General features: G+C 60.3%; 28 protein-coding genes and 2 tRNA genes. 18 read left to right on the top strand and 12 right to left on the bottom strand.

The genetic code is table 11. The features are described from left to right. Positions 1 to 4 precede the first annotated feature (4 nt). The 3 genes from JQ575_RS29060 to JQ575_RS29050 are packed head-to-tail and all read left to right on the top strand — an operon-like array spanning position 5 to position 2351. Positions 5 to 808: an ABC transporter ATP-binding protein gene (locus JQ575_RS29060; RefSeq protein ID WP_249166957.1), complete on the top strand. Its 804-nt coding sequence runs from the start codon at positions 5 to 7 to the stop codon at positions 806 to 808. Then, entirely contained in the window at positions 805 to 1581 is a 777-nt protein-coding gene (locus JQ575_RS29055) for an ABC transporter permease (protein ID WP_212036628.1), read from the top strand. The genes JQ575_RS29060 and JQ575_RS29055 overlap by 4 nt, the downstream gene beginning before the upstream one ends. Beyond that, entirely contained in the window at positions 1578 to 2351 is a 774-nt protein-coding gene (locus JQ575_RS29050; RefSeq protein ID WP_212036627.1) for an ABC transporter permease, read from the top strand. Before JQ575_RS29055 ends, JQ575_RS29050 begins: the two co-directional genes overlap by 4 nt. 62 nt (positions 2352 to 2413) lie before the next feature. Here JQ575_RS29050 and JQ575_RS29045 read toward each other — a convergent pair. The 5 genes from JQ575_RS29045 to JQ575_RS29025 all read right to left on the bottom strand — a co-directional run bounded on the left by JQ575_RS29045 (position 2414) and on the right by JQ575_RS29025 (position 5372). Beyond that, positions 2414 to 2490: transfer RNA gene (locus JQ575_RS29045), tRNA-Pro, on the bottom strand. Positions 2491 to 2684: 194 nt separating this feature from the next. Beyond that, complete coding sequence (locus JQ575_RS29040) at positions 2685 to 3179, bottom strand: DUF192 domain-containing protein (protein ID WP_212036626.1); 495 nt, start codon at positions 3177 to 3179, stop codon at positions 2685 to 2687. Between the two features lie 164 nt (positions 3180 to 3343). Next, the gene (locus JQ575_RS29035) at positions 3344 to 4009 is read right to left on the bottom strand and encodes a cold-shock protein (RefSeq protein ID WP_212036625.1); all 666 of its coding nucleotides are present in this window, start codon (positions 4007 to 4009) and stop codon (positions 3344 to 3346) included. Between the two features lie 200 nt (positions 4010 to 4209). Next, positions 4210 to 4971 carry a Sir2 family NAD-dependent protein deacetylase gene (locus JQ575_RS29030; RefSeq protein ID WP_212036624.1) on the bottom strand — a complete coding sequence of 254 codons (762 nt, stop codon included), beginning with the start codon at positions 4969 to 4971 and terminating at the stop codon, positions 4210 to 4212. Positions 4972 to 5135: 164 nt separating this feature from the next. Then, a complete protein-coding gene (locus JQ575_RS29025; RefSeq protein WP_212036623.1) occupies positions 5136 to 5372 on the bottom strand; it encodes a hypothetical protein in 237 nt (78 codons plus the stop codon). A gap of 193 nt (positions 5373 to 5565) precedes the next feature. Between JQ575_RS29025 and JQ575_RS29020 the strand changes: the two genes are divergently transcribed. Next, positions 5566 to 5733: a hypothetical protein gene (locus tag JQ575_RS29020; protein ID WP_212036622.1), complete on the top strand. Its 168-nt coding sequence runs from the start codon at positions 5566 to 5568 to the stop codon at positions 5731 to 5733. 527 nt (positions 5734 to 6260) lie between these two features. Here JQ575_RS29020 and JQ575_RS29015 read toward each other — a convergent pair. Beyond that, positions 6261 to 6446, bottom strand: coding sequence for a hypothetical protein (locus tag JQ575_RS29015; RefSeq protein WP_212036678.1), 186 nt, complete (start codon positions 6444 to 6446; stop codon positions 6261 to 6263). A 613-nt stretch (positions 6447 to 7059) separates the two neighbouring features. Here JQ575_RS29015 and JQ575_RS29010 point away from each other — a divergent pair. Beyond that, entirely contained in the window at positions 7060 to 7206 is a 147-nt protein-coding gene (locus JQ575_RS29010; protein WP_212036621.1) for a hypothetical protein, read from the top strand. 55 nt (positions 7207 to 7261) lie between these two features. Here JQ575_RS29010 and JQ575_RS29005 read toward each other — a convergent pair whose 3' ends face one another. Further along, a complete protein-coding gene (locus tag JQ575_RS29005; protein ID WP_212036620.1) occupies positions 7262 to 7558 on the bottom strand; it encodes a putative quinol monooxygenase in 297 nt (98 codons plus the stop codon). Positions 7559 to 7680: 122 nt separating this feature from the next. Here JQ575_RS29005 and JQ575_RS29000 point away from each other — a divergent pair, with 122 nt between their 5' ends. Together JQ575_RS29000 and JQ575_RS28995 are read left to right on the top strand one after the other, a co-directional pair. Then, a complete protein-coding gene (locus tag JQ575_RS29000) occupies positions 7681 to 7878 on the top strand; it encodes a hypothetical protein (RefSeq protein ID WP_192735785.1) in 198 nt (65 codons plus the stop codon). 511 nt (positions 7879 to 8389) lie between these two features. Further along, positions 8390 to 8614, top strand: coding sequence for a hypothetical protein (locus tag JQ575_RS28995; protein ID WP_192735784.1), 225 nt, complete (start codon positions 8390 to 8392; stop codon positions 8612 to 8614). 312 nt (positions 8615 to 8926) lie between these two features. On the opposite strand, the gene JQ575_RS28990 is transcribed toward JQ575_RS28995, so the two are convergent. From JQ575_RS28990 to JQ575_RS28980, 3 genes are all read right to left on the bottom strand, one after another. Beyond that, positions 8927 to 9064 (bottom strand): hypothetical protein, encoded by a 138-nt coding sequence (locus JQ575_RS28990; RefSeq protein WP_212036619.1) that lies wholly within the window; start codon positions 9062 to 9064, stop codon positions 8927 to 8929. Positions 9065 to 9278: 214 nt separating this feature from the next. Next, on the bottom strand, positions 9279 to 9461 hold the full coding sequence (locus JQ575_RS28985) for a hypothetical protein (RefSeq protein WP_212036618.1): 183 nt from the start codon (positions 9459 to 9461) through the stop codon (positions 9279 to 9281). 733 nt (positions 9462 to 10194) lie between these two features. Continuing rightward, positions 10195 to 10545 carry a hypothetical protein gene (locus JQ575_RS28980; protein WP_212036617.1) on the bottom strand — a complete coding sequence of 117 codons (351 nt, stop codon included), beginning with the start codon at positions 10543 to 10545 and terminating at the stop codon, positions 10195 to 10197. Positions 10546 to 10690: 145 nt separating this feature from the next. On the opposite strand from JQ575_RS28980, the gene JQ575_RS28975 reads away from it, so the two are divergent. The 3 genes from JQ575_RS28975 to JQ575_RS28965 all read left to right on the top strand — a co-directional run bounded on the left by JQ575_RS28975 (position 10691) and on the right by JQ575_RS28965 (position 12406). After that, positions 10691 to 11143, top strand: a complete 453-nt coding sequence (locus JQ575_RS28975) for a VOC family protein (RefSeq protein ID WP_212036616.1) — start codon at positions 10691 to 10693, stop codon at positions 11141 to 11143. Beyond that, positions 11110 to 11421 (top strand): hypothetical protein, encoded by a 312-nt coding sequence (locus tag JQ575_RS28970; RefSeq protein WP_212036615.1) that lies wholly within the window; start codon positions 11110 to 11112, stop codon positions 11419 to 11421. The genes JQ575_RS28975 and JQ575_RS28970 overlap by 34 nt, the downstream gene beginning before the upstream one ends. A 340-nt stretch (positions 11422 to 11761) precedes the next feature. Beyond that, positions 11762 to 12406 carry a glutathione S-transferase family protein gene (locus JQ575_RS28965; protein ID WP_409364831.1) on the top strand — a complete coding sequence of 215 codons (645 nt, stop codon included), beginning with the start codon at positions 11762 to 11764 and terminating at the stop codon, positions 12404 to 12406. Between the two features lie 3 nt (positions 12407 to 12409). Here JQ575_RS28965 and JQ575_RS28960 read toward each other — a convergent pair whose 3' ends face one another. Continuing rightward, entirely contained in the window at positions 12410 to 12664 is a 255-nt protein-coding gene (locus tag JQ575_RS28960) for a porin (protein ID WP_212036613.1), read from the bottom strand. A 31-nt stretch (positions 12665 to 12695) separates the two neighbouring features. Beyond that, positions 12696 to 12953 (bottom strand): PilZ domain-containing protein, encoded by a 258-nt coding sequence (locus JQ575_RS28955; RefSeq protein WP_192735778.1) that lies wholly within the window; start codon positions 12951 to 12953, stop codon positions 12696 to 12698. A gap of 249 nt (positions 12954 to 13202) precedes the next feature. Between JQ575_RS28955 and JQ575_RS28950 the strand changes: the two genes are divergently transcribed. The 8 genes from JQ575_RS28950 to JQ575_RS28915 all read left to right on the top strand — a co-directional run bounded on the left by JQ575_RS28950 (position 13203) and on the right by JQ575_RS28915 (position 21436). Next, positions 13203 to 13277, top strand: a tRNA-Glu gene (locus JQ575_RS28950). Positions 13278 to 13396: 119 nt separating this feature from the next. Beyond that, positions 13397 to 14725: a metallophosphoesterase gene (locus JQ575_RS28945; RefSeq protein WP_212036612.1), complete on the top strand. Its 1329-nt coding sequence runs from the start codon at positions 13397 to 13399 to the stop codon at positions 14723 to 14725. Further along, positions 14722 to 15798 (top strand): GTPase-associated system all-helical protein GASH, encoded by a 1077-nt coding sequence (locus JQ575_RS28940; RefSeq protein WP_212036611.1) that lies wholly within the window; start codon positions 14722 to 14724, stop codon positions 15796 to 15798. Before JQ575_RS28945 ends, JQ575_RS28940 begins: the two co-directional genes overlap by 4 nt. Next, complete coding sequence (locus tag JQ575_RS28935) at positions 15798 to 16799, top strand: TRAFAC clade GTPase domain-containing protein (protein ID WP_212036610.1); 1002 nt, start codon at positions 15798 to 15800, stop codon at positions 16797 to 16799. Before JQ575_RS28940 ends, JQ575_RS28935 begins: the two co-directional genes overlap by 1 nt. A 12-nt stretch (positions 16800 to 16811) precedes the next feature. After that, complete coding sequence (locus JQ575_RS28930) at positions 16812 to 17678, top strand: hypothetical protein (RefSeq protein ID WP_212036609.1); 867 nt, start codon at positions 16812 to 16814, stop codon at positions 17676 to 17678. Further along, positions 17675 to 19612: a hypothetical protein gene (locus tag JQ575_RS28925; protein ID WP_212036608.1), complete on the top strand. Its 1938-nt coding sequence runs from the start codon at positions 17675 to 17677 to the stop codon at positions 19610 to 19612. Before JQ575_RS28930 ends, JQ575_RS28925 begins: the two co-directional genes overlap by 4 nt. Positions 19613 to 19695: 83 nt before the next feature. Then, on the top strand, positions 19696 to 20178 hold the full coding sequence (locus tag JQ575_RS28920) for a hypothetical protein (protein WP_212036607.1): 483 nt from the start codon (positions 19696 to 19698) through the stop codon (positions 20176 to 20178). Positions 20179 to 21046: 868 nt separating this feature from the next. Beyond that, positions 21047 to 21436 carry an ASCH domain-containing protein gene (locus JQ575_RS28915; protein WP_212036606.1) on the top strand — a complete coding sequence of 130 codons (390 nt, stop codon included), beginning with the start codon at positions 21047 to 21049 and terminating at the stop codon, positions 21434 to 21436. The last annotated feature ends 92 nt before the right edge of the window (positions 21437 to 21528 follow it).

Genomic DNA, 21528 nt, shown 5'->3' with positions numbered 1-21528 from the left:
CGCCATGGTCAACGCCGCAAAACGCTTCGAAGTCATCCCCGGCCAGCCGAGACCGCAGATCGCCTTCACCGGCGTTACGCTCCAGCTCGGTGGCAAGACCATCATCGAGAATTTGAGCCTTGGCGTCCGGCCCGGCGAATTCCTCTGCGTCGTCGGTGCGTCCGGTTGCGGCAAGACCACCGCGCTGCGGCTGGCGGCGGGGCTCTACCAGCCGACCAGCGGCAGGGTGGATTTCGACGGTCAGCTGATGCTGCATCCGCGGCGCGAGATCGCCATCGTCTTCCAGGATTACGGCAAGGCGCTGCTGCCGTGGCGCACCGCGGCCGGCAATGTGTCGCTGGCGCTCGAAGCGGGCGGGATGCCCTCCGCCGAGCGCCCTGCCCGCATCGAGGAATTGCTGCGCACGGTCGGCCTGCCCGGCCACGCCGGAAAGTATCCCGCCGAAATGTCCGGCGGCATGCAGCAGCGGCTGCAGATCGCACGCTGCCTCGCGCAGGAGCCGAAGACGCTATTGATGGACGAGCCGTTCGGCGCGCTGGACGCGATGACGCGGCAGGGCTTGCAGGATGAGGTGCTGGCGCTGGTGGCCGCGAGCGGCGCCACCGTGATCTTCGTGACGCATGATCTGGACGAAGCCATCTATCTCGGCGACCGCGTCATCGGCCTGTTGCCGCATCCCGGACGGATCGGCATTGAGCTTGCGGTCAATCTGCCGCGGCCGCGCGATCAGCTTTCGACCCGCGAACACCCGGAATTCCTGCGCTTGCGGCGGCAATTGTTCGACTTCATCAAGGCGACCGAGCAGTGACGACGGATAAGGCCAAGGAAAAGGTCAAGGCGCTGATACTGCCGCTGGCGGTGCTGCTCGCCTTCGAGGCCTGGGCGCGCGCGACGCATCTGCAAAGCGACAGCCTGGCGCCACCAAGCGAAATCATCATGGCGCTCGCCGGCGCCTTTGCCGACTTCTCCATCCTCGCAGCAACGCGCGACACGCTGTTCTCGGCCTTTGCGGGCCTCGCGATCGGCGCCGTCATCGGGCTGGCACTCGGCATTGCCTTCGGGATATCAGACACGCTCAACCGCCTGATGGAGGTGACGGTCGAGGCGATCAGGCCGATCCCGTCGATCGCCTTGCTGCCGATCGCGCTGATCGCACTCGGTTTCGGTTATCGCATGGAAATCGTGATCGTCGCGTTCGCCTGCGTCTGGCCGATCCTGATCCTGAGCCGGGCGGCGGTACGCAGCATCGAACCGCGGCTGATGGAAGTATCGCGGGCGCTGCGGCTTCCCGCTGCGCAGCGGGTCTGGAAGATCATCATCCCCGCCGCGCTGCCGCGGATCTTCGTGGCGTTCCGGCTGTCGGCCGGTATCGCGCTGATCGTCGCCGTCACGGTCGAAATCGCGATTAATCCGCTGGGGCTGGGCGCCGGGATCATGCTGGCGCAGCAGGCGCTGCGGCCCGACCTGATGCTGGCCTATCTGGTCTGGATCGGCGCCATCGGTTACGCGCTGAATATACTGCTGGTGGTGGCGCAGCACCGCCTGTTCGGCCGCGCCGCGTTGAGTGGAGACAGCGCATGAACCGCAACGCGACTGTCTGGCTCTGGCGCGCCGCAAGCTTTGCCGTCGCCGCCTCCTTCATTGCGCTGTGGCAATTGGTTGCCAATCTGAAGCTGGTCTCGGCGGTGTTCCTGCCGAGCCCGGACCGGGCCTGGGCCTCGCTGGTGCGTGGATTTTCCAACGGCGATCTCTGGAGCAAACTCGCCGGCACGCTCGAGCACATGGCCTATGGCTGGCTCGCCGCATCGATCGCCGGTATCGCGATCGGCGCGATCATCGGCTCGTCGCGGATAATGCGGACCTATGTGGCGCCGTCGCTGGAGTTTCTGCGGCCGTTGCCGGTATCGGCGATCATCCCGGTCGCGATTGCGATGCTGGGGCTGACGCAGGCGATGGCGCTGTTCGTGATCGCGTTCGGCGCGATCTGGCCGATCATGCTGGCGACGATCCATGGCTTTGCCGCGGTCGAACCGCGGCTCTACGAGGTCGCGCGCTCACTGCAGATGTCCAGACTGGCTGTGATCTTCAAGGTCGCGCTGCCGTCGGCCAGCCCCGACATTCTGGCCGGCATGCGCCTTAGCCTGACGGTGGCGCTGATCCTCTCCGTGGTCTGCGAAATCCTCGCCGGCCTCGACGGTCTCGGCCATTGGGTGCTGCTCTCGGCCAGAGCCTTCCGCTCGGCCGATCTGTTCGCCGGCGTCATCCTGCTCGGTGTAACCGGCTATGTAACGTCGGTGGCGATGTCGATGGCCGAACATCGCCTGCTGGCGTGGCAGGCCTCGCAGCGGTGATCCGTCTCAAGGACGCCGGCGCCTGCATCAAGAAAAAATAACCAGTAAATTCAAACGATTATTGGTCGGGGCAGCTGGATTCGAACCAACGACCTGCAGTACCCAAAACTGCCGCGCTACCAGGCTGCGCTATACCCCGATCTGTGTTGGGAATTGACGTCGATACACGCTTGAGGCCCCGCCAGCAAGGCGCTGGGCGGCCTGGCGCCGGCTCTCATTGCCGGAGCCCGCTCTACTTTGCATGGGGTTGTTTTCGATATTTTGTGTTCGGGCCCTGCAGGACCCGCCCAATGTGCGCCGAACGGGCACAGGAACGCGCTGGCGGCTCTATGCCTAGCGACCGTTGAACAGGGGGTGGGCCACCCGGTCGCCGGGCCTGATGCCATATTTTTGCGCCGTGCCGGCGATCACCTCCAGCACGCCCTTGGCGAGCCCGCCTGACGAGATGATCTTGGTCGACATCGGCTCGGTATTTTCCGCGATCCGCAGGATGCGGCCGTCGGCGCGGATGAAGATCATGTCGAGCGAGATGTAGGTGTTCTTCATCCACATCGAGATCTGCTGTTCGGGAGAGAAATCGAACAGCATGCCTTTGCCGTCGGGCAATTCCTTGCGGTGCATCAGCCCGGTGGTCTTCTCCGCTTCGGTCGTCGCCAACTCGACCGAGAACACCTGCACGCCGGATTTGGTGGCGATCTCGAGCGGCTGAAAGCTGGCGGCCTGCGCAATTGGGCTTGCGCCGAGGGTAACGAGCAGACCCAGCGTTGCGAGCAGCGACGCCGTCAGCCGCCCGCGCAAGACGGGCGCAACCATCGAAACCAAATTCATCACAACACTCACGCCGGACATCAGGATGATCCAGGGGGATTTAGGGCTATTGCCGGGAAATCCTAACCCGATGATTGCGGCAAAGGCCAGAGGCCGGCGCACGCGCAGCCAAAGACCGGCTCACGATTCCGTCAGGTGACAGGCCGGGCAGCGAATACGGGCGGTTAATGCGACGACAGCGCCGATGGCCCGGTCTCGGGGTGGATCTCCGCGGCCATCATGCCCTTGGAGCCGGGCCCGAACCGCACCAGCACATACTGGCCGGGCCGCAGCTCGGTCATGCCGAAGCGGCGCAGCGTTTCCATATGCACGAAGATGTCGGGCGTCCCTTCGCCGCAGGTCAGGAAGCCGAAACCGCGAAGCCGGTTGAACCATTTGACCTGCGCGCGCTCCAGACCCGAGGTCGGCGTAACGCTGACATGGGTCCGCGGCGGTAGCATCTGCGCCGGATGGATCGCAGTGGACTCATCCATCGAGACGATGCGGAAGGCCTGATAGCCCTTGGCGCGTTGCACGCATTCGACCACCAGCCGCGCACCTTCATACGCGGTCTGATAGCCGTCGCGGCGCAGCACCGTGACGTGCAGCAGCACGTCGGGCCAGCCATTGTCGGGAACGATGAAGCCGTAGCCTTTCGAGGCGTCGAACCATTTGATGACGCCGGAAATTTCGACAAGGTTGGCCGCCGCATCGCCAAGACCCGAAAGAGCATCCATCGCCGGATCGCGCTCGGCGCCGGCAGAGAATTCACCTGGTCCAAGCCTGTTCTGCCCCGTCCCGCCTGACGGCGGCCCCCCGAGCTTCTTGGACTCAAATCCGTCCGACCCCATGACCCCGGACCTCACACATTCAAATGCGGCTCGCTATCGCCGTAGCGGACCGGAACACGCGCCCATCCATGACCACTCATGATAACGCCGCGCGAATCTCTCGAATCAAAAGATAACACTCCCGCATGCGGCGCATAGCTAAAAAAACAATTCAGGCGGGAACTATGAACAGGCTTGCACAGCTTCGAATCAATTGCAGATCAATTGCCTACAAATGGTCCAAGCGTCTCTCCGATGTCGTGCCGGATCACGAGATCGGCGACATCGTCCTGTTCGGTCGGCTCGTTATTGATGATGACGAGCTTGGCGCCGCAGTTCTTGGCCATCAGCGGAAAACCTGCGGCCGGCCAAACCACTAGCGAGGATCCGATGGCGAGGAACAGGTCGCAATGCTGGGCCAGTTCCGTGGCGCGGCGCATCGCGTCTTCCGGCATCGCCTGTCCAAACGAAATGGTCGCGGTCTTGACCGGTTCGTCGCAAACCGTGCAATCGGGCGCGCCGCCGGTCTCGTCAAAGCGGGCTTTGACCCAGGGCAGATCGTAGGCCTGCCCACAGCCGATGCAGCGGGCGTAGGTCGTGTTGCCGTGCAGTTCGACCACGTCGTCGGCCTTGAAACCGGACGTCTGGTGCAGATTGTCGATGTTCTGGGTGATGATCGCGGGGATCTTGCCAGCCTTGTAGAGCGACGCCAGCGCCCGGTGTCCGCGGCCGGGCTTCGCCGCAGCAAAGGTCGGCTCCATCGCAAAGCGCCGCCGCCAAGCCTCGTCACGGGCGTCGGAACTGGCGACGAACTCGTCGAACGGAATCGGACGATTGCGAGTCCACAATCCGCCAGGCGAGCGGAAATCGGGAATGCCGCATTCGGTCGAGATGCCGGCGCCGGTAAAGGGAACGATGGACGATGCCTCGGCGATCATGTTGCCGAGCTGTTCGACGCCGCTGCGAAGGTCTGGTGCGATCACGTCAACATCCGATTTTTCAAAGCGTTTCCAAGCGGAAGCCTGCCCCGCAACGGAAAACACGTCAAACAAAATTGGCCGCCGACGATAGCGCGCCCAATCGGATTGGCCGTTCGGTCGGCCCCTGCGCGATCGAGTGTCAGCCGCGCGTCACTAGGCAGGCATCATCAAGCAGCTTTGGCGACGGGTTCCTTGGGTTCCCGCACCTCTTCGGTCTTCTTGACCTTGGCGACGGGCGCGCTCTCCGTTTTCTTCGCGGGCTTGCCGTATTGCGCGAGTTTTTCCAGTTCCGCCTCGAGCTCGGCACGGCGTGCGGCGACCTTCTCGAACAGCTTGTCGGTGGCGTGCTCGCGCAGTGCGGCGAGCTCTTCGATGCTCAGCGCATCCAGATCGATCTTTGCCATTGGAACCTCCGGTTTGCTTGTCGCTAGCGGGAAGGTGCGCACGCAACAAGCTGTGCGCTGGCCTTATCCACCGCCATCGCTTTGCAAACAGACGACCACAATCCCGCAACGCGGCTTCCCAATTCACGCCCCAATCGCAACCGTCAATGGCAACCGGGACGACTCAAAAACACGACTCCAAAAAGGATGGGCAATGAACGAACAGGACGAAAGGCTCGCGCGTGCGCGCGAGGAAATCGCAGCACGGGTCGCGAGCTTCAAGGCCACACAGGAAAAATTCGAACGCGAGCGCGAGGAATATTACGCCACCACGCTCGGCAAAGCCTGGAGCGGATTTAACCGCCCATCGTTCTGGAGCTAGCGCCAAAGTCCGATCAGCGAAAAGCCCGGGCGATGCTCTGAGCTTTTTTGTAAGTCCGCCAGCACCCGGAACCGGCAAGCCATTTCCGTCAAAAAATTTTCGGAAGGCCGGGAACGAACCCTGCGGATGCGCGTTCTCAGGTCAAGTGCAGCAACCTTGCCAGAGGTAGAAGCATGAAACACCCCGTCAGCCTCTTCGGAGGCTGGCGGGGTTTTTTCATTTCGCGCCTGGCAGGCCCTGCCCTCAAATATCCACGCCAAACCGGGCACGAAGGAACCAATTGCGGCTCCGGGAATTTGTTCCCGAAAGAGGTGCAACGATGCCCCCATGGCTGGAAGTTCTGCTGAACGTGTTCGCGTTTGCCGGATTTATCGGCATCGCCAAATATCACAAACCGCGCGGCGACAAATTACCGGACCGCTAAGCGTTTTCGAGCGAAGTGGATACCGGTTCGCGTGAAGAAAACGCGTCAAAACAAGAGGCTAGCGCTTCGGTCCTGAAACCGATGATGCTCTAGGCGTGGGATCCTAGTTCGCCTTATGCGGCTCGCCCGCCGTCCGGACCAGCCTGTCGGCTTTGACCAGCACCTGTCCGGTTTCCGGCTGCGACCGCAGTGAAAAACTAATGCCGACGAAGGCCAGGCAAAACAGCAGTCCGACCACCATCACGCGTCGGTGGGTCGGCTTGTCGGCGTTATGAAACGAAGGGACCATGGCTGCTTCCTCCAGCCATCCCTAGCGCAACCTCTGATAAGCACAACGCAATCCCGGTCTTAACCTAACTGAATAGGGTTATTGGAGCTCCGGAAAGGGATCGTTGACCTCGCCGGTTGGCGCGCACCCGCACCGATCCCGCACGCACTTGTCCGCAGCAAATCCACAGGCAAATCACAGGGCGGCAAAACGGGTTTTCCGGTGTTGCGCCCAACGCTTGCTGCGCACCCGTCCACAGCGCCGGCGGACAGACCGCATCGAGCTTTCTCTTCAGCGGAGCACGCATCAGCACTGCCTGGGCTAGCACAACACGACCAAATGGATCGGTCCAACAGCTGAGGCGACACGCGAAGCGCTGCGCCAGCGAAGTCGAAACATCGAAGCAAGACTCCTTTTGTTCTTCGAAGAACGAACAGGGGGCGCGCTTTCCGGACCGGCTGCCCCTTAAGATCGGGTTACTTCGGGAGCGCTCGCCGGCGGCAAACCGCATCGTGGCCCCTTGCCGATCCCGCCAGGCCGGCCTGATCGGCGTGCTCCGGACACGATCGGCTGTTCGCATCGTCGTGATCGAACCTTTTTGGCGCGATTTGCACCTATCCGAAAAGGTGCTGACATGACCCAGGCAGATCACTACCGCGACCAGTCGATCCGAGCCAAGCGTTTGGCCCACGCCGTCAAGGATCCCGAGGCCTCGAAGAAGCTTATCGAGATGGCTGAGGAATTCCGGCTTTATGCCGAACGGCTGGAAAAGATCCACTAAGGCCGGCAGGCGACCAGAAGCGTGGCACGTTGCGCGCTCACCGCTTGCAGCGTGGCTATCGCGGAATTGATTCCGCGCGATAGATCCTGGTCCCGGTGGTTTCGACGATCCGGCCCTTGAGCGATTTGACGAACGCTTTCGAACCTTCAACGGCGAAGTGAGTGCGCAGGGCTGCCTCGTCCGCCCATTGCTCGAAGAAGAACAGGCGCATCGGATTTTGGCAGTCGACATGCACGTCATGCGAGATGCAGCCGGGCTCCGTCCGCGAGCGCTCGACATGATCAAGGCAGGCGGCCAGCACCTCATCGAAGCTGTCCTCACGCGCCAGAATACTCCCTGTCACCAAAATCATCTGGGGCATCCCCTGCACATCTTGCCGGTACCGGTCCGCCGTTAACCCACTTCGCCGTTAACCCAATCTCTTTACAAAGTGTAAACGAGCGCCTGACAGCTTTTGGGCTGGAGGATAATCTCATGCTTGTTTATCCCGTACCTGTTGAAGTGACGCAGGCCAGAATCCAGCTCCTTGTCGACCAAACCGCCAAGGCGCCGCCCAACACGATCAACGAAGACCTGAAGGCCGTCTACGACGCCAAGGCGCAGGCGCAGCAAGCGCAGATCGAACAACACGCCCAGGCCGAGCCAACCCCATTGGTCGACGTCAAGGTCTAGGCCATCGGAAGTGAGTCTAGTCCCTCGCGCTGCCGGCAACATGCCTGCCGCCGGGGGACAGGGCTGGTGCGACCGACAGTTTCATTTTCCGCGTTTGATGCGGAGCGACGGCCATTGTCGATCCGCGCTCTGTGCGGGGATACTGCGTCCGCCATTCGCCAATCCGGCGCGGGGCGTTTCAGTCCCGATAAGGTCCCCTGCCTTGCAGCCTATTTTGGCGGCTGAAGGCCCGGGCTCGTGGCCCATTTGTCCAGGTTTTCAATCACCCTCTCATGGCTCGGGCGCCTGGGAGGTTTTGAGTCCTTGGGAAGTTTCGGAAGCTTGATTTCCTTGTCCATGACAGCACTCCTTGTCATGGAATCTACTCCCGAACACATCCCGTATCAACACTTAACTTATTGATTTTGTTTGCATATTTTACTCAACTGACTTTCTCTTGGCAACTGAAGGAACCAAAGCGAACTGCTCCGAGTTAGGCACTTACTCATTTGTCTAAACTTGAGGCAGGCACATGACCGACATGCGGGGCGAACGCTTACAAATCATGCTCTCTCCCGAGGAGATGACCGTTCTCGACGACTTCCGCTTCAAGCACCGGATGCCAACCCGCGCGGCGGCGGTGCGCGAGCTGTTGCGGCTCGGACTGACGGTCGCACCGACAGATGGCGACGGCCAGAAGTCGAGCCATTACGGCGTGTTCAACCGCGGCTCTGACGGGCACCGGGAAGAAGCGTAACTGCGACCTGAGGTCGACGCATCCAAATACGTAGGGGCATGGTGCAACGGTCCGCCGTCAATGGATCAGATGCGGCGCGATCACCGATACCGCCCGGCAACGGACAACTTCATCCGCGCCGTTTTGGTATCGTGATCGGCAGAACGACAAAGAACATTGTCGCGCGCACGATCAGACCATTGATCGATGTTCGTTGGCTCCTCCGCTTGCCCAAGCAAATGACGGAAGAAGTCTCGCGAATATCTGTGCGGCGAGATCACGCTCTCGATGCCAGCGCCTTAACGCCGTCGCGACGCGCGCGAGCAAACCTCATCAGGCCGCGCGTTTCGGGCGGTCCTGCTGCGCAAAATATTCCAGGATCTGAATGCGGATTTCCTCGGCGATCGGGCCGTCGACCCGGCGCATGCGGTTCCAGAACCTGATGATTTCGCGTTGTTTCTCGATGTCCATGAATCAACCTCCAGGGAATGGCTGAATAGAACATAACAAGAACACACTCGCAAGTGCTCCGTGGATCAACTGCGCGCGAAAATCGGTTTGAACCAATTACGCGGTGCGGTGACTTATGGATGAGTAGTCCCCCAGACACTCATCCCCATCAGAAAGCCCTGCTTCCCCCGAGCGGGGCTTTCGCTTGTGTAGCTGTAACCGCGCGTCGGTCTTGCTAATCGTGGACGCTGGCCACCGAATAGAGTTCGGGCTCGAATTTTTCCGCGAGCTTGCCTGCCGCCATCATGTGCTCTTTGCATTCGGGATTACGCTGGGTCACCCGCCAGGTGATCAATGGCTGGCCAGCCGCCATAGCCCAAAGTTGAGGGGCGGTGATGCCGCCCACGCCGGCCAGCACGGACAGGCCTGCGAACCAGACCCACTGCTTGCCTTCCTTGTAGGCAGGATAAGGCCGCGCAGCCCACGCAGAACGTCGAGGGCAAGCTCGCGATCAAGATAGTTTGGGCCAGCATTTTCAACTCCAGCAGGTGACCCGATGAAGCCTACGGCGCTCGTGTTCGGACAATCGTGCGACTGGGCACGCTCAGCGCAAGAAGCAGAGCCGCGTCAGCACTCCCCGCAACATCGAGGAGAGGTTCGCGCATCGCGTTTTCATCCGCGTCCAACCTTCAAAGGGAAACCACGACTCCGCTTTCGTTCTCGGAGAACGAACAGAGTCCGCAATTTTGCGGACGAGCAATCGTAAATAATTCGAAAACAAAAGGCCACGCGGGCGTTACGCCGCGTGGCCTTCAGCGAGACTGTCCCCCTAGGCCCTCCAGAGATTCCGTCTCGCGACGCATAATGTGCGGACGGGCTTGCCTGTCCAGCCCACGGTCGAATTACCCACAGTTCAGACGCGCCGGCCGCGCAGGCCGCACTCGGGAACAAACCAGCAGTCCCTAGATCAGAACTCGCTTCAAGCCGTCAATTTCCATAGCTCATTCATCATTGAACCTTTGATGGCCTCGCGCGTCTAACTATCGAAGCGTCGAGATTTGTCCCCATCTCCGCTTCTCTCAGAGAGCCCCGCTTTTCCCCAGGCGGGGCTTTCGCTTGAGTCGCAGCGAAGCCGCCCGCTTCGGGTCCACTCATCGTGCGCCTCCGTTGTGCTTTTCACACCGATGATAGATCTCTCCCTTGGCCTGAAGCTTGTTCGGATCAATCAGCTTCAGCGTGATTGAATCGTTGGATCGACCATCGTCTGCAAATCCATATCCCGTACCCTTTAGCGAGCCGTCCTTTAGCCGAGTAATGCGCTTGATCTGGTAGCCGTGCTCGTAAAACAGCACTGTCCGGGGTTCGACCGTCATCCCGAGTTCGCTGGACTGCTGTCCGCACGCAGCGGCGTCAGAGGCCCACTTTCCCAACATGCTGCTGGGAAGTTGATCGGCTGCATGAGCCGTGCCGGAGATGAGAAGAGCGCCAAGCAGGTATTTCATGCTGCCATCACTTTCCCAGCCACACCGCCATGTAAAGGGCCCAGGGTAGCGCCCAAACCGCATCATGCCCCCTGCCCCGTGGCGAATTTTGCTGCTATTCAAGCCCCGAACCAAAAACCAAGCCTCGCAAAGGGAGCCAAGAAACATGCGTTTTCTCCACACCATGCTGCGCGTCCGCAATCTCGATGCCGCGATGAAATTCTATTCTGATGCGCTGGGGCTGAAGGAAGTGCGCCGGATCGACAACGACAAGGGCCGCTTCACGCTGGTGTTCCTGTGCGCCGCCGAAGACGAAGGCCTGCTCAAGGCCTCGCCGGCCACCCGCGGCGCGCCGCTGGTCGAACTCACCTACAATTGGGACGAAGAGAAATACGGCGAAGACCGCTATTTCGGTCACCTCGCCTATGAGGTCGACGACATCTACGCCACCTGCGACCGGCTGATGAAGATGGGCATCACCATCAACCGCCCGCCCCGCGACGGCAACATGGCGTTCGTCCGCTCGCCGGATCTGCATTCGATCGAACTCTTGCAGAAGGGTGACCCGAAGCCGCCGGCCGAGCCGTGGACCTCGATGCCGAACGCCGGCCACTGGTAGGCCTTTTTGTTTTGACGCGTTTTCTCGACGCGAACCGGCATCCACTTCGCTTGAAAACGCTACGGTACAACTTCTTCGTGCACGTCCGCCATCCCAGCTACCGGTTGGTGACGAAAGCGGACGTGCCGTTTCCATCGGGCACATCTGAACACGAATGGAAGTTGACGCGCAGCCGCGAGGCTGGGGATGTCAATGCTGAAGTGCGCGAAGCCGTCGATCAAAACGGCTACTCGCTGTTTCGAATCGGACTGTCGCTGTCAGAGATTCCAAAAGCATAACGCTTGACAACATCAGCGGTTTCGACGTCACGCGCAGGAACCATCGATCCGTCCGCACGTTCTCTCCTCGATTGCTATTTTGGAGGATACGAGGATGGGACGAGGAATTTTGTTGTGGCTGTTGGGCGTGCCGATACCGATAATCCTTCTGTTGTGGTTGTTCTTCGGCCGCTGACGGCAAGCGTACGTGAAATCAGGCTCCGTCGCGATGCGGCGGAGCCTGTTTTTGTTTGGTCCAAGTTTTGTTTGGTCCAGGCCAAGGCAGCCCGCGCTTAATTGCTGAACTTCCGCTATGAAGCGGTTGCAAGTCACCGCAAGAAAAACGCTGGGAGCAAAACACGTGGCTGACAACAAACAACAACTCACCATCTGGGGCCGGGTCAATTCGGTCAACGTTCAAAAAGTGCTGTGGTGCCTGCGCGAGCTCGATCTCAGCTATGACCGGATCGATGCCGGCATGCAGTTCGGCAAGAATAATGAAGCGCCCTACCTTGCGATGAATCCGAATGGCCGCGTGCCGACGCTGATCGACGGCGATTTCGTGCTGTGGGAATCCAATTCGGTGATGCGCTATCTCTGCCTCGCCTACGGCCAGAATTCGCCGATCTATCCGCAAAGTCCGCAGGCCCGCGCGGCCGTCGACCGCTGGCTGGACTGGACGCTGTCGACCCTGCAACCGGTGGACCGGCCGGTGTTCTGGGCACTGGTGCGCACGGCGCCGGAAAAACGCGATATGGTCCAGGTCCAGAAAGACGCCGACGCCGAGGCCGTGCAATGGCGGATCGTCGATGCACAAGTTGCAACGCGCCGCTATATCGAAGGCGATCAGTTCACGATCGCCGATATCGCGCTCGGCGCTTTTGCGCGGCGCTGGTTCGGCGTCGAGGGCGTCACCAAGCCGAAACTTCCGAACCTCGAGCGCTGGTTCGCGCAGATCTCGGAGCGTCCCGGATTTGTCCAGTTCATCGCCCCGCCGATGACGTGACGCTCAGCGCGACCGAGCCGATGTGCCGGCCTCGATACTGACGGCACCGCCGACCTTCGCGCAGGTCTCGGTGCCCTCGACCCTGACGAATCCCGCCCCATACGCCGCGCATGGATTGCTCGATGTCGCTCCCTTCAGCGGAAGCAGCTTGCCCGAAGGGGCGGTCTTGTCGGACTTCTGATGGCCGGATGGTTCGGCGGCCAACGCCGTCACGCCGGTCAGCACCAGGAGCGGGATCGCAAGGAGAGATTTTCGCATCCCGCCTTTTATCGTTCCGCGCCATAAGGCGCTAGCGGACGAACTTGATGCCGACCGACTTGCCGCGGCGCCAGACCACTTCGCAGTTTCGCCCCGTGCGTGCGTCGCGCGAAAACGCCAGCTTCAGTTTGGCGGGCAGCGTGTTGGGATCGTCGATCGTGACCTTGGCACCCGTTGTGGACATGTCCTGCACCACGCATGGGCGCGCCGCGAAGCCGCCGTCCAGCGTGATCCACCCGGATTGATGCAGTGATTTGCGCGACTCGCGCTTTTTGGTGCCCAAGGCCATGTCAGAAGTTCCCCTGCCACCAGCCCTACGCCAGGCGGCTTTAAAATCCGTTGCAAAACACCGGATGTTTTGGCCGGTCCACCCTTGCCGGCGCGGGCCGGAAGCGCCCGGAAAAAGGCGGTTTCAGGCCGCTTGCCCGCCCGGCAAAACGCCACTATACGTTCGCCGGTCGCTGGCCTGATCCAACCTGATTATCGGCGACCAACACGGCGCGTCATGCTCTAAAGCACTGATTTTCCGGTTGTTTTTGCTCCCTTCGTCTATCGGTTAGGACGCCACCCTTTCACGGTGGAGAGAGCGGTTCGATTCCGCTAGGGAGCGCCAATGATTTCAATAGGTTAGTCGAAACGGCTGCCCCGGTGTCCAGCAAATGTCCCGCAAATGCTTTGGTTTTCGGGCCGGGTTAGCGCCAGATTGCACTAAGCACCGGATGAGCTCCCGTCATGCTGTTCCTGCACTTTTCAGACATCCACTTCCGGAAGACGGAAGTCGGCCAGCCGGACGACCCAAATAAAGCCTTGCGAAGCGACATCATCGAGGACGTTAAGCGGATGCGGGCCGAGATTGGCCGGCCGGCCCAAGGCATCTGGCTGACCGGGGACGTCGCCTTCGCTGGTCAGGCAGAAGAGTACGACTTCGCCTATCGCTGGCTCGAAGAAACGCTCTGTCCTGCCGCGGGTTGTAGCATCGAGGACGTATTCGTCATTCCGGGCAACCACGACGTCGACCGCAAGGTTGAGGCGGGTCCCGCTCCAGTTAATGCCAGGCAGTCGCTCAGGAACAAGCCGGCGGACCAGCTCGACGCCGAAATCGGCCGATGGATGCGCGACAAGCTCTCGGCCAACCTGATCTTCGGGCCAATCGAGAACTACAATCGCTTCGCCGCTAAGTTTCTCTGCCCGCTACGCGCTTACATCGACGGTGGTAAGGACGTCGACGACCTACCGGCCAGGCCCTTCGCGACGCGCGATCTGATCCTCGAAGATGGATCGACGATGCGCCTTTGGGGATTCAACACGGTTCTGGTGTCCGATGCTTCCGACGCCGAAAACACCATGCTGGTCGATCCGGCGGCCGCGCAGATCGAGCATGAAGATGGCGTCTGTCATGTCGTGATGGCGCACCATCCTTTTAACTGGATCAAGAACAGGCGCGCGTTCGAGGACCGCTGCAATCGGATGGCCAAGATCCAGCTGTTCGGTCACGAACATACGCGGCGCGTCGAGGAAGGAAAACGTCACCTGCGGATTCGCGCGGGCGCGATGCACCCCGAAAAGGACCAACCGGACTGGAAACCGGGGTATAACTGGATCGACGTCTCTGTAGCGACCACTGACGAGCGACGCCTAAACGTTCAGCTGTGGGTACGGCAGTACGAGGTCGACGGCTTCCTCACGGTTCCCGATCCGGACGGTAAGCCGGTTTGGGAAAACAGCTTCGATCTGCCTAAGTGGGACGCACCGAAACCGGACGCCGCGAAGGTCGTCGCGCCGGATGGCGAAGACGGGGACAAGATGCCGGAGCCGCAAGTTATGACCACCCCAACGCTGCCGCAACCGTCAGTAAGGAGTGTGACCATCAAGCTGTTCAAGCTCAAGGAGCACGAACAGCGCCGGCTGATCTCGCACATGAAGCTTGACCGTCCGGGCGATCGGGATCTCAAGGACTACGAAATCGCGATCGTCGCGGTAAAGAGAAGCGAAGAAGCGGGCGTCCTGCCCGACATGGACCGCTCGATCGACAAGGTGTTGGCAGGGGAAACGCTCGCATGACGAAGTTCGATTTCATCGTAGCCTATAGGGAGCTCGACGCGGCGGCCGCGCGCGAGGTCGTAGAAGCCCGGCAGAAGAGCTTCGACAAGCTCTGGCCAACCTTCAAGCACATGGCGCAGACCTATGAGCTCTGCCGGCTCGCCTTCCTGCTCGATCCGCCCGAGACGCTCGACTGGTTCGAGCAGCCGATGCGCGAGTTCGATCCGCACTTTGTCATGAAGTCAGACAGGCAAGAGGCCGGCCGCATGGCCGCTCTGCTTCTCCGGCGCGACATGGAAGACGGTACGTCATACATCCCTCTGGCCGTGCTCTGTTCGTCCTATTGCGGCAGACGGCATTCGGCGGATGACGATGCGACTACCAGGCGGGCGGCGGAAGCGTTCGCGGCGGCCGTTCGCGACCATCGCGTAAGCGATCAATCCAAGCTTCCCTCCGCGCCGAAGCTACCGGCGATCAAGGCTGAAATGGACGTCCTCAACGAGTCAGGTGCCAATGCCGTGCCCGGTACCGCCGTTAAGGACGCCGTCGCCGCGACACTGGCGTCCGCCGAGAGCGGCATCAAAGCATTGTCGAACAATGTAGCGGAGTCGATGTCCGGGATCAGGTTCGACGTGACTAGACTAGCCGAAGAGGTCGACATGCTCTGGTGGCACATTGGCGATTGGCACGAACTGCTCGAACGCCCTCGCTCGGAGACGGGTGAGGCAGCGAAGATGATGGTCTCCGGCATCGAACTCGGCGCAATGGTTCGGCAGCTTCCGGGTCCGTTCGGTGCTCACGGAATCTTGAGACGGACCGCAGGACAACAAGCGGACGCCAAGACCACGCTCCGCACTGCCCTCAAGACGATTTCCCAGGAAGACGCACAGAAGCTAGTAGCGACCGTACCCGCGAGCGTGAGGTCTCTATTTCCCGTCCACACCGCCATTCAGATGTTTGCCGCCGGGGCATCTTGGGAAGCGGAATTCACGAAGGCCGTTCCGGACGTCGCCAGCGTAAAGATCTCCCAATTCGAACTCGGCGTCCAGGCGTTCCGCGAACGCGCCCTCATCGCCCACGGCGGTCTTGGCTGATGAACGCGGGAACGGTCATCTGCAAGGAGCAAGGCTGCATTGTCCAGTCAGACGGAAAGTGCTTGTTAAACCACGATCCGGTCGAGAGCTGCCCGAACTACGGCGCCGACGTCGAGGACGCTGTCGAGCCCGATACCGAAGACGAACAGCGGTCCGCGCCGCCTGTCGCAATATGGTCAAGTGATAAGCTGTCCACCACCGGACTTTCCGCTTTGTCGCGGCGCCGTAAGTTGCGGGTCGTCGCGCTCGTCGGCGAGGAGAAGGTCGGCAAGACGACGCTCCTGACGTCGATCTTCGAGGCATACTGTAAAGGACCGTTTGCCGGCCTGACGTTCGCGGGAAGCGAGACGCTGCTAGCGTTTGCAAAGCTGCACTCATTCGCGCTCCTCAATTCGGGCCGCCTCTCGCCGACGGTGCCTCGGACGAGCCGGCGCGATCCATTGAGCTTCTTCCATCTCGCGCTCGCGCGCAGTGGCGGCAGGACCATCGATCTAGCCATCGCGGACCGCTCGGGCGAGACCTACGCCGATGCCCGCACGTCGACCGATCTGATCGGCACACTGACCGAATTCGACCTGGCTGAACGCGTCTGCTTCCTCCTGGACGGAGCGCGGCTCTCCTCGAAGGACGACCGAACGGCCTACTCCAGGAATTTTCGGCAGATGATCAATGCGCTGAACGACAACGGAGCGCTTGCACACGCAAAGGCCATCGAGATCCTCTCGACGAAGCTCGACATCTCGCGGGCCAACGAGCCGGCCGACGCCGAGTTCATGATGGAGTACCAGGAGCGTGTAGTGACGGACTTTCAGGCCAAGGGCCTCAAGATGTCGTCACACGAAGTATGTGCGCTGCCGAAGGCGAACCGGATGATCGGCATCGTCGGACTCGAGGATTTGGTCACCCGGTGGACGATGCCGGCGCAGCTGCCCGACGTGGCACCGCGCCCGATCGTCGATGCGCCCCGCCAGATCGACCGCATCTTTTCAAAGACCGCCTGAGGAGTTTCGCCTTTGGACGCACGCTACATGGTTTTCGGGTTCACGCGTACCGGTAAGACGACGTTCGCCGCAGCGCTCTGGCATCAGGTGGACAGCGAGGAGATTCCGACCGTCCTGACGAAGGGCAAACATGCGGGGCAGTTCGCCTATGTCGCCGAAATCTCCGAAGCCTGGGCCGAAGGATTCGAAGTGGAGCGGACGACGGTGACGCAGGTCGAGAACATCCGCATCAATCTCCTAGACTCGGGATCAGCCAGCAAAGTCGCTCTTGAGTTCGACGATCTCTCCGGCGAGACCTTCGAACAGGCCTTCGCGACGCGGCTGTGCCCCGAAAAGTTCGTGGAGCTCGTGAAGGGTGCACGCGGCATGTTGCTGTTCGTAAGCGCCGACAGGCACAATGACGACGCCGTCACGATCCTCGACGCTTTCGATGCCGAAGAGGACGAGACCCAGGCCGTCGCCGACCCCAACGATTGGGATGGGACGAAGACGCCTCTGCAGGTGCAATTAGTGGATCTCCTCCAATGCCTGCAGCGCGCGCCTTTCTCGATGGTCCCGATGAGGGTCGCTGTTATAGTGTCCGCCTGGGACTTGGTGCCCCAGGACGAGACTGATCCCGCCCGATGGCTGGAGAAACGGTACCCGCTGCTTTCCCAATATCTCGGTAATTCCGAAGGCGCGACCGATGTTAGGATCTACGGCGTGTCAGCGCAGGGCGGGAAGCTGTCGAAAAAGGGTAACGGACCAGGGCCCGATCGCGAACGGCTTCTCGCGACGATGCCTGCCAGCAAGCGCGTCAAGGTCGTTGGTCCGGAGACCACCGAACACGATATCACCCGTCCGCTGATGTGGCTGGCGGGATTGGAGACCGCGAGTTGAACGCGACCGCACCGCAGACGATTGACCAGGCGCTCTTCGGCTATGCCGACGGGCATCGACAGATCGCGTCGTCGCTGCGTCTGCCGATGAAGGATCTCTATCTCCTGAGCACCGCTAGCGATCTCGCCAGCGGTGCCCGTCTCGGCGAACGGGAGAGCTATCTGTCCGGATTGCCTCTTCCCGAATCGCGACGATACGCCCTATTCCGGACTTGGGCCGCTCCAGAGATGCCGCGCCCCGGATGCGTGTGGAGCCATGTGCTTCTGCTCGGTCCAAAGCTCTCCGCTTCCATTCCGGCGCTCTCCGCGGTCTTGCCACTCTTCCGACGCCCCGTCGCTAACGAAATGTCCTTCTTCGGAAATCCGCTGAACATTCCATCCTCTTCACAGTTCGTTGAGTCGGTTAACGCGGACCTGATCTCGGTGATCGTATCCCATTATTATACCGGCGGCCGCGTTACCCTCTCGCCCGACAGCGGCGAACCGAACGAGATTGAAAAGGCCGTTCTGGCCGTCTGGTCCCAACAATGGCCTCGCCTCAGGTCATCGTTCTCTTTCTGCACGGCATCGCTGAACGAAAGCCAACGAACGGAACAAAATGACTACAGCGTTCAGGTCGCTCCGCTCGACGAGATGCCTTCGCTTAACCACGAAAAATGGGTGTCCTTAGCTTCCGCCGACGCTTCACTTAATAAAGTGACGCCGCTGCGGCGCTTCCTGTGGCGCTACGGTCGTGACATCACGGCCTCACGGCGTCATTTCCGAATGATTGTCGATCTATACATTCGTTCCCAAGGCGCGGACGTAATTGGTGCGGATGCAGTCCTCGACGTCTTTCGGGTTTTGCCGGACGGGTCGGACGGAGCGGTGCTCAAGCGCGACATCCTAGGAATCGGTCCCAGCTCGCCACGCCTCATTGCCGCGATTTCCGCCGTCGATCTTCTGCAGATCCTGACTTCGGATGTACTTCCCGAAGCTCTCACGCCTGCTCAGGTCGGAGCCAGACTTGAGGAGCTGTCCTCGCGGGAAATCGGCACCGTAGCCCGCCACTACGCGGCGAACAAGGAAGCGTTGTCGCCGTGGAAGGAGGAGATCCAGAGCGCGATCGTCGCGCTGGCAGACAAATCGTCCCTCACGACGGAATTCCCGAACGACATGGTCGCGGACGTCCTGCTCGCGAGGGAAGACCTCGTTGCTGCCGACACCGTATCGCTGGTCGCAAATGAAATTCTGCCGCGTCTCTTTAAGGAGGACTCCTCCGTCTCATCGGTTCAAGTCGTAATGAGTGAGATGCTTCGGCGCGACATGGGTGGTCTCGAAGACGCCATGATCTCCTCGCGTCCCGAACTATTCTTCTCATCCGCAGTCGAGGCGTATTGCGATAATCGGCTCCATCCATCGTGGCTAAGCCGCCTGTCCCCTCACGTCGCGACAATCATGGCGATGAACTGGCTGCAGTGGCTGAAATCCACGAAGGAATTCGCAGCAGCCCTCTCGATTCTCCGCTACCCCCGAAACCTCGTTAAAAGTAGTGCGGAGATTGCGCAGCGTCTTTCGGAGATGGTCGACGACGCGCAGGGTGTCGAACGTACGACGATGCAAGCAGCCCTGCTCAGGACCGCTATTGACGAAGGTTCGGCACAAAGTTGGCATTTGATATCAATCGTCCTACCCGAGGTCCGCGTTGTCATCGTTAACGCGGGGCTGACACGGACCGCGGAGTCGATGCTCATCAGCGATCTGCCGCATTTTTATTCGGCCGGCTACTGGGACCTAAATAAGCGAATACTTTTGAGCCTGTCGAAGCTTTACGCTGTCGCGCCGGATACAACGGTCCTAGATCAGCTTTCGCTGTCGCCCGCCGATCGGCAGATCGTCCTCGACGGCGAGCCTGCGTTCAAGAACCCGTTCTCAAGTTTTTTTAAGCTGTTCTGACGGGTGGAGCTCAAGGAAACCCGCTGTCAGCACTTCCAAAAAATGACAACTTAACTGAGCTGCTCCGATAGTTGAGGGACGAGATGACAGAAGGACACTGTTTAAAACGACCTATTCTCGTCTTTTGCCTATGGTCGGTCATGATATCGAACGCTCTGGCGGAGTGGCATATTGAACAGATTACGGACCGCATGACCGACCGTGTTTTTAAGTATGCGTCCACTCCTGCAAAGGAACCGTCCTCACGTATAACCGCAGACCTACACATCGGCTGTTTCAACGCTCGTTTGTATGTCGCGGTGCAGTTGTCAGAGAAGATGCCTGAGGGGGCGACGATATCCTGGCGCCTCGATGAGCAGCCTGTCCGATACCAACCAATGCCGCAGGTTAGCAGCACATCGAGATCAGCAATACACGACCTAAACCCAGGGGCACTTCGCCAAGCGAAACGGGTGCGTGTGCAATGGGCCGCGTCCACAGGGACGGTGCTTTTCTATGAATTTGACGTTTCGGGCGCTGACAAGGCGATTTTACAAATTCCTTGCGGCAATACGCCGAAAAACTAACCGACCTCGCAACGTGTGCAATCGATTCTAAAGGCAAAGGCCGCGCCGGCAGGCGCAGCGTCCATGTGTGTCCCGATTTATAAAGACGACGGCCGGAGCCGCAACTTGTCCAAGTCCCATCTGTAAAAAGGTGGGGCGGCGGGTCGAGGCCGCCGCCCGCAGTTGGGGCTTGATCTCCCTATGATCTATCGTGAGGCCTCTCGCACTGACTTCACGGATTTGCGGTAGCGGCCCACTTGCTCACGCGCGATCGTCTCGCATCGCTTACCGAACTCAACCGGATCGAAATGTCCCTCGGCAATCTCCGCAGCACTGCAAAGCGCGAACGCGGTGCGAGAAACGCTCGCATAGGCTACGATCGGAACAGTCTCGGCCATTGGAAAGTGACCCACGCCGTAAGTCTCCAAGGTGATCCGCTCATACTGATCAGCTAAGTTGGCCCACGTCGCCACCATCTCCTTATGCGGTTCGCTACGCAGTACTGTGTCGTGATCGCCGTTCGGCAGATTAAACGTTGTGCGATCCAGCCTCTCCATCGTTAAAGAAGCTAGAGCGTAACGCCTTGCCTGCAATAGCCAAGGAAAAAGCCCGCGACGCTGTGAAATACTACGTTGTGTAGCGGGAAGACGAAAAACTCTTTCGCCGAATTACGTTAGAGAATTTGCACCGGCTACAGATCGTAGTTTGCCGAACGCTAGTAAGATTATGTTCTTATTTGGAGATTTAATTCTCCACGGTCGCGCTCATCGGGGAATATCTTCGCCTTCGTCACGGGCGACGCTGTTGAAGACTTTAGGGATAGGGGTGATCGCGTCCTCGCACTCCGTTACTGTGCACTACCGGACCTTTTGTAGTGCGGACACCAAGCATGAAGATCATCAGCATCCGACAACCCTGGGCGTCGCTAATCGTGAGCGGCGTGAAGGATGTCGAGAACCGTTCGTGGTCGACAAGTTATCGCGGGTTGGTGCTCATCCACGCTTCGCGCACGGCCGACAACATCACGGACGACGAATTCCAGTCCCGCTTCGAAATGGCGATCCCCGCCGCGTTGCCGCGCGGCGGGGTCGTCGGGATCGCGGAGATCGTCGATTGCGTCAGCGAGCATCCAAGCCGGTGGTACGCGCCGGGGCACTTCGCGTTTGTTCTCGCGAACGCGCGGTCCGTTCCTTTCTTCAGATGGCAGGGGACGCTATCACTGCGGGAGGCACCCGCGACCTTGATCGAGCTCCTCGGCCAGAAAGTCCACCATTTCTAAACCTGGCCGAACTTGACGCCCCCAGTCTCGCTTGGTTTCTTCTTGCTGCTCGCCCGGCGGTAGGGTTAGGCTGTAAACGTATCCCGGCAGCG

Source organism: Bradyrhizobium sp. JYMT SZCCT0428 (assembly GCF_018131075.1).
Classification (GTDB): Bacteria; Pseudomonadota; Alphaproteobacteria; order Rhizobiales; family Xanthobacteraceae; genus Bradyrhizobium.
Note: the sequence above shows the minus strand (reverse complement) of the source record. Positions and strands in the feature narration are given on the sequence as shown.

Bases quoted from the DNA above. Each gene is read 5' to 3' on its own strand.
- JQ575_RS28935 (WP_212036610.1), top strand. From the start codon at position 15,798: ATGAACGCGGGAACGGTCATCTGCAAGGAGCAAGGCTGCATTGTCCAG.
- JQ575_RS28945 (WP_212036612.1), top strand. From the start codon at position 13,397: ATGCTGTTCCTGCACTTTTCAGACATCCACTTCCGGAAGACGGAAGTC.
- JQ575_RS28980 (WP_212036617.1), bottom strand. From the start codon at position 10,545: ATGAAATACCTGCTTGGCGCTCTTCTCATCTCCGGCACGGCTCATGCA.
- JQ575_RS28960 (WP_212036613.1), bottom strand. From the start codon at position 12,664: ATGCGAAAATCTCTCCTTGCGATCCCGCTCCTGGTGCTGACCGGCGTG.
- JQ575_RS28920 (WP_212036607.1), top strand. From the start codon at position 19,696: ATGACAGAAGGACACTGTTTAAAACGACCTATTCTCGTCTTTTGCCTA.
- JQ575_RS28990 (WP_212036619.1), bottom strand. From the start codon at position 9,064: ATGGACATCGAGAAACAACGCGAAATCATCAGGTTCTGGAACCGCATG.
- JQ575_RS29015 (WP_212036678.1), bottom strand. From the start codon at position 6,446: ATGGTCCCTTCGTTTCATAACGCCGACAAGCCGACCCACCGACGCGTG.
- JQ575_RS29050 (WP_212036627.1), top strand. From the start codon at position 1,578: ATGAACCGCAACGCGACTGTCTGGCTCTGGCGCGCCGCAAGCTTTGCC.
- JQ575_RS29000 (WP_192735785.1), top strand. From the start codon at position 7,681: ATGCTTGTTTATCCCGTACCTGTTGAAGTGACGCAGGCCAGAATCCAG.
- JQ575_RS29005 (WP_212036620.1), bottom strand. From the start codon at position 7,558: ATGATTTTGGTGACAGGGAGTATTCTGGCGCGTGAGGACAGCTTCGAT.
- JQ575_RS29035 (WP_212036625.1), bottom strand. From the start codon at position 4,009: ATGGGGTCGGACGGATTTGAGTCCAAGAAGCTCGGGGGGCCGCCGTCA.
- JQ575_RS28975 (WP_212036616.1), top strand. From the start codon at position 10,691: ATGCGTTTTCTCCACACCATGCTGCGCGTCCGCAATCTCGATGCCGCG.
- JQ575_RS28995 (WP_192735784.1), top strand. From the start codon at position 8,390: ATGACCGACATGCGGGGCGAACGCTTACAAATCATGCTCTCTCCCGAG.
- JQ575_RS29040 (WP_212036626.1), bottom strand. From the start codon at position 3,179: ATGAATTTGGTTTCGATGGTTGCGCCCGTCTTGCGCGGGCGGCTGACG.
- JQ575_RS29020 (WP_212036622.1), top strand. From the start codon at position 5,566: ATGAACGAACAGGACGAAAGGCTCGCGCGTGCGCGCGAGGAAATCGCA.
- JQ575_RS28915 (WP_212036606.1), top strand. From the start codon at position 21,047: ATGAAGATCATCAGCATCCGACAACCCTGGGCGTCGCTAATCGTGAGC.
- JQ575_RS28955 (WP_192735778.1), bottom strand. From the start codon at position 12,953: ATGGCCTTGGGCACCAAAAAGCGCGAGTCGCGCAAATCACTGCATCAA.
- JQ575_RS29060 (WP_249166957.1), top strand. From the start codon at position 5: ATGGTCAACGCCGCAAAACGCTTCGAAGTCATCCCCGGCCAGCCGAGA.
- JQ575_RS29025 (WP_212036623.1), bottom strand. From the start codon at position 5,372: ATGGCAAAGATCGATCTGGATGCGCTGAGCATCGAAGAGCTCGCCGCA.
- JQ575_RS29010 (WP_212036621.1), top strand. From the start codon at position 7,060: ATGACCCAGGCAGATCACTACCGCGACCAGTCGATCCGAGCCAAGCGT.
- JQ575_RS28940 (WP_212036611.1), top strand. From the start codon at position 14,722: ATGACGAAGTTCGATTTCATCGTAGCCTATAGGGAGCTCGACGCGGCG.